This window comes from Lyngbya sp. CCY1209 (assembly GCF_055795065.1).
Genome location: NZ_JAYFER010000560.1, coordinates 1 through 4354 on the forward strand (window position 1 = coordinate 1; position 4354 = coordinate 4354).

At 51.5% G+C, this 4354-nt stretch carries 2 protein-coding genes; both read left to right on the top strand.

Going from position 1 to position 4354, the window contains the following annotated elements; translation table 11 throughout:
- Window positions 1–165 precede the first annotated feature (165 nt).
- Window positions 166–1071: a DUF4384 domain-containing protein gene (locus AC0QHF_RS19680; RefSeq protein WP_324705940.1), complete on the top strand. Its 906-nt coding sequence runs from the start codon at window positions 166–168 to the stop codon at window positions 1069–1071.
- A 128-nt stretch (window positions 1072–1199) separates the two neighbouring features.
- Window positions 1200–3986: a CHAT domain-containing protein gene (locus AC0QHF_RS19685; RefSeq protein ID WP_324705941.1), complete on the top strand. Its 2787-nt coding sequence runs from the start codon at window positions 1200–1202 to the stop codon at window positions 3984–3986.
- Window positions 3987–4354: the final 368 nt, after the last annotated feature.

Below are 4354 nucleotides of genomic sequence, written 5' to 3' on the forward strand. Positions count from 1 at the left end.
ATCTCCCAGAGTTCATAAAAAACAAAGGAATTTCAAAGTCCCCCTTCTCAAGGGGGATTTAGGGGGATCTCCCAGAGCTCATAAAAAACAAAGGAATTTCAAAGTCCCCCTTCTTAAGGGGGATTTAGGGGGATCTCCCATTACATCAGAAATAGGAGAAAAGCGATGAACCCAAATTCGGCGGAAAACTCATTACAAAAACAATTCCTCAATGACTTTACCGAAAAAGTGATGTGGCGGGCACGCAGTGACAGCCAGCGGGAGTGTTGTCAGTTGCGGTTTCATCCGCAAAATTACGACAAGCCAAATACTGACATTGCCAAACAGATTGGCAAACAACTCAACGGCGGCTTTGCCACCACCAATATGCCCGCCACCCTCGCCGCAGTGGTGGAAAAAATCAAAAAACAATTTGGGGAGGAAATGACGGCGGACGGCGTGGACGTGGGGCAGTTGCAGCGGGAACGGGGTTGGAAACCTAAAAACCCGGAAGAATTATATCCTTGGCAGGTGATTTATCGGTGGTTGTGGGACGTGAAATTTCCTCGGGAGGGTTGGGAGTTGGCAACCCGTCTGGCAACCTGTGGGATGGAACAATTCCAGATGGTGGATATTGGGGATATTGGAAAGACTCGGCGGGAATTGGATTTGGGAGAAATCCCCAACCGTGACGAAACGATTGTCAAGGATAAAAAATATGCCCTGGTGGTGAATTTAGATGCGGCGGGGTATTTACTGTTACTGAATCGGAGTAGCAAGGGGAACTATTTTTGTCTGTCTCCCTCCCAGGCATTTCAGCCGCAGGGGGAATGTCAGCCGCGTCAACTTCTGTATATTCCGGATGTCGATGGGTTGGCGAAGTCCTTAAAGTTTCAGGATGAGGGGGAGGAGTATTTTTTGGCGATTCTCACGGAGAAGCCGCTGGACTTGTCCTGGGTGCGTCCCGATGGCAATCCCCGCGATTTCAAGGTGGATGAGTCCCGGTTTCGGGAGATATTTCAGCAGATTGGGCGGCAGTGGAATGGGCGGGTATTTTACAAGCAGTTTAAGGTGGTGGAGTCTCCCGGTTAAACGCGATGAATTGTCCCGCCCCTAAATCTCCAATCCTGGGGGCTTTGAATATCGACTCGTTATGAGGCGAGGGGAGATAATTTGGATGGAGTCGAGTTTAAGTTTAACAAATTGGAGGAAAGACGCTTATGTTTTTAGAAAATCTTATAGAGCAATTTAACTCATTAAATAACAAGGCATTAAGCGCTCTTGAAAAAGGTCGGTATGAGGAGGGTATTAAATTCGCAGAGCAAGCCCGCGAAATTGGAAAAGTTGCTTTCGGCACAAATAATCATAACTATGCCGCCAGTTTGAACAATTTGGCGGGACTGTACGAGTCAATGGGGCGGTTTTCCGAAGCCGAACCCCTGTGCCTGGAAGCGATGGAGATTTCCAAACGGCAGTTGGGGGAAAATCATCCCCACTACGCCACCAGTTTGAACAATTTGGCGTCACTGTACCGGGCAATGGGGCGGTTTTCCGAAGCCGAACCCCTGTACCTGGAAGCCCGGGAGATTTACAAACGGCAGTTGGGGGAAAATCATCCCAGCTACGCCGCCAGTTTGAACAACTTGGCGGAACTGTACCGGGCAATGGGGCGGTTTTCCGATGCCGAACCCCTGTACCTGGAAGCCCGGGAGATTGACAAACGGCAGTTGGGGGAAAATCATCCCAGCTACGCCGCCAGTTTGAACAATTTGGCGGGACTGATGGCGACAATGAATCGCCCCCGAAAGGCATTGCAACTGATGCAGGAGGCGGCGGACATTCAAAACCGAATTATCGGTGAAATCCTTTCCATCAGCAGCGACAGGCAACGCCTGGATTATCTGCAACAAAACTATTGGCTGTTAGAACAATTCCTCTCTCTCATCAACCAATATTTCTCCGACGACTCCCCAGCCAAACAAGCCGCATTGGATTTGGTTTGGCGGCGGAAAGGGTTGGCGACGGAAGCGGGAATTTTGCTGCGAACCTCCATCGCCTCCGAACGCTACCGCCACCTTGCCCCCCAATTCGAGGAACTTCGCCAACTCACCCGGCAAATTGGCTATTTAATTTGGCAAAGTCCAGCTTCCCCGGAAGGGTTGCCCGAGTATCGGCAACGGTTGGCGGACTTGACGCGAAAACAGGAGGAGTTGGAACAATCCCTCAGCCGCCAAATCCCCGAAATGAACCTGGAATCCCAATTAAAACGTGCCAGCCGCCAAGCCATCGCCGCCCTCCTCCCGGACGGTGCGACGCTGGTGGAGTTTGTGCGGTTTAGCGTTTACAATTTCCAAGCGGTTAAAGCTAATGGAGATAGCCAATGGTTGCCGCCGCGTTACCTGGCGTTTATCTTATCTTCCGGGGATTCGGAAAACGTGGAAATGCTGGATTTGGGGGAAGCGGAAACCATTGATAACCTCAGCCGCCAGTTTCGCCGGTTGGCGTCGGGGGAAGACTCGGACACTCGGGGCAAAAACCGGGATTTAGGCTTTGATGATGACGAAACCCCGGAGGCGGAATCCTGGATTTATCCGGAACAGGGACGCCAACTCTATCAAATCTTGATTCAACCCCTGCAACGCCACCTGCAACCCGGACAAGTGGTTTATCTCGCCACCGACGGGGAATTGGCAACCCTCCCGTTTGGGATTTTATCGCGGGATGGAACTGCTGAGTTGATGGGAGAATATGAGTTGCGATATCTGAACGTGGGGCGAGATTTGCTGCGGTTCCATGTGGAAATTCCCGTGGAACATACCCAACCGCTGGTGATTGCCAATCCCGATTATAATTTGCGGGAATATGTCCCGGTTCCCACTCCCCAGACACGGCCACAAAAACGGTCAACACGGATTCCCCATCAAACGATTTTAGCAGTTGCGATCGCATTTTTTGTCATCATCTCTGTTATTTTATTGGCGGCGTTTCCCCCCGTGGGAGCGGTACTGATACTGGCGGGAGTCATTGCAGTATTTGCCATAGACGGCAAAAAGCCAATGCAAACCGACGCACCCCAAACCGTTCCTTCCCCAGCCGTTCTCGAATCCCCATTACCCCCATTCCCGACGCCCTCAACCCCCGCCGATGTGCGTTCTCTCTCCCGAGAATTGGGACGCGGCGAGGGCGATATCTTTACCCCCCTTCCGGGTACGAAAATTGAGGGCGAACGGATTGCCCAATTATTGCAAGTTCCGGTTTATCTGGAAACCCAAGCCGTCAAATCTTTGCTGTCCCATTCTCGCTCCCCGAAAATCGTCCATATCGCCACCCACGGCTATTTTTTGGAGGTGTCCCGAGAGAGTTTAAATGACGCGATGGATGGGTTTCAGTTCTCCTCCATCGGTTCTTCCCAGTCCCGGTTTAAATTCGCCCACGTCCAAAATCCCCTCACCCGTTCCGGGTTGGCATTTGCCGGGGCAAATACCGCTTTGAAAGAGGAAAAATTACCCTTGGATGCCGAGGAGGGACTGCTGACGGCTCAAAATGCGACGATGTTGGATTTGACGGGGACAATTATCGTCGTGCTCTCCGCCTGCGATACCGCTTTGGGGAATGTCTCCATCGGCGAGGGGGTGCTGGGTTTGCGGCGTTCGATTATCGTCGCGGGGGCGGAAACGCTGGTGATGAGTCTGTGGAAAGTCCCGGACGTGCCCACCGCTATCCTGATGGAGCGATTCTACCACAATTTATTCCAAAATAAGCTGGGTCGGACGAAATGTTTGGAAGAGGCACAGGCGTATTTGAGGACGCTAAAGGTTGCTGAAATGCGGGACAGTTGGTTGAGGGCTGAGGCGATTGGCAAAGTTAGCGTTTCGAGTCCCGCCAGCGGGGTGTTTCTGCGGGATTTGAGTCGAAAGCCGGATGATTTTATGCCGTTTCAATCTCCGTCTTATTGGGCGGCGTTTATCTCGATTGGCAATCCGGGGGTGGTGAAAAGTTGGATTTAGGGTTTTGTCGGGTGTGTGGTTAGAGAGTTTCACCACAGAGGCACAGAGGACACGGAGAGTTTTTGAGGGGTGTCGGGTGTGTTTCCTGGCTATTGATTATTGGTGAAGTCAGTCACCTGTGGGAAGGCACCGGAGGATACTTATATATATAGATGTGTAGGGTGTGTTCCCCCGCCATTCATCATCGGTGAAGATAGTCGGCTGCGGGGCGAACGCACCGGGTTGAATATGCGGACCGCTTGGGAATCAATTCCCTTTTCTCATAGCTGAAATCCTTTCAAGAGGATTGGCGAAGGGTTGATAGATGTAATAAAAACGGCGATCGCACCCCATATATGGCGGCACATTTTCCCATGATGTTATAGTAC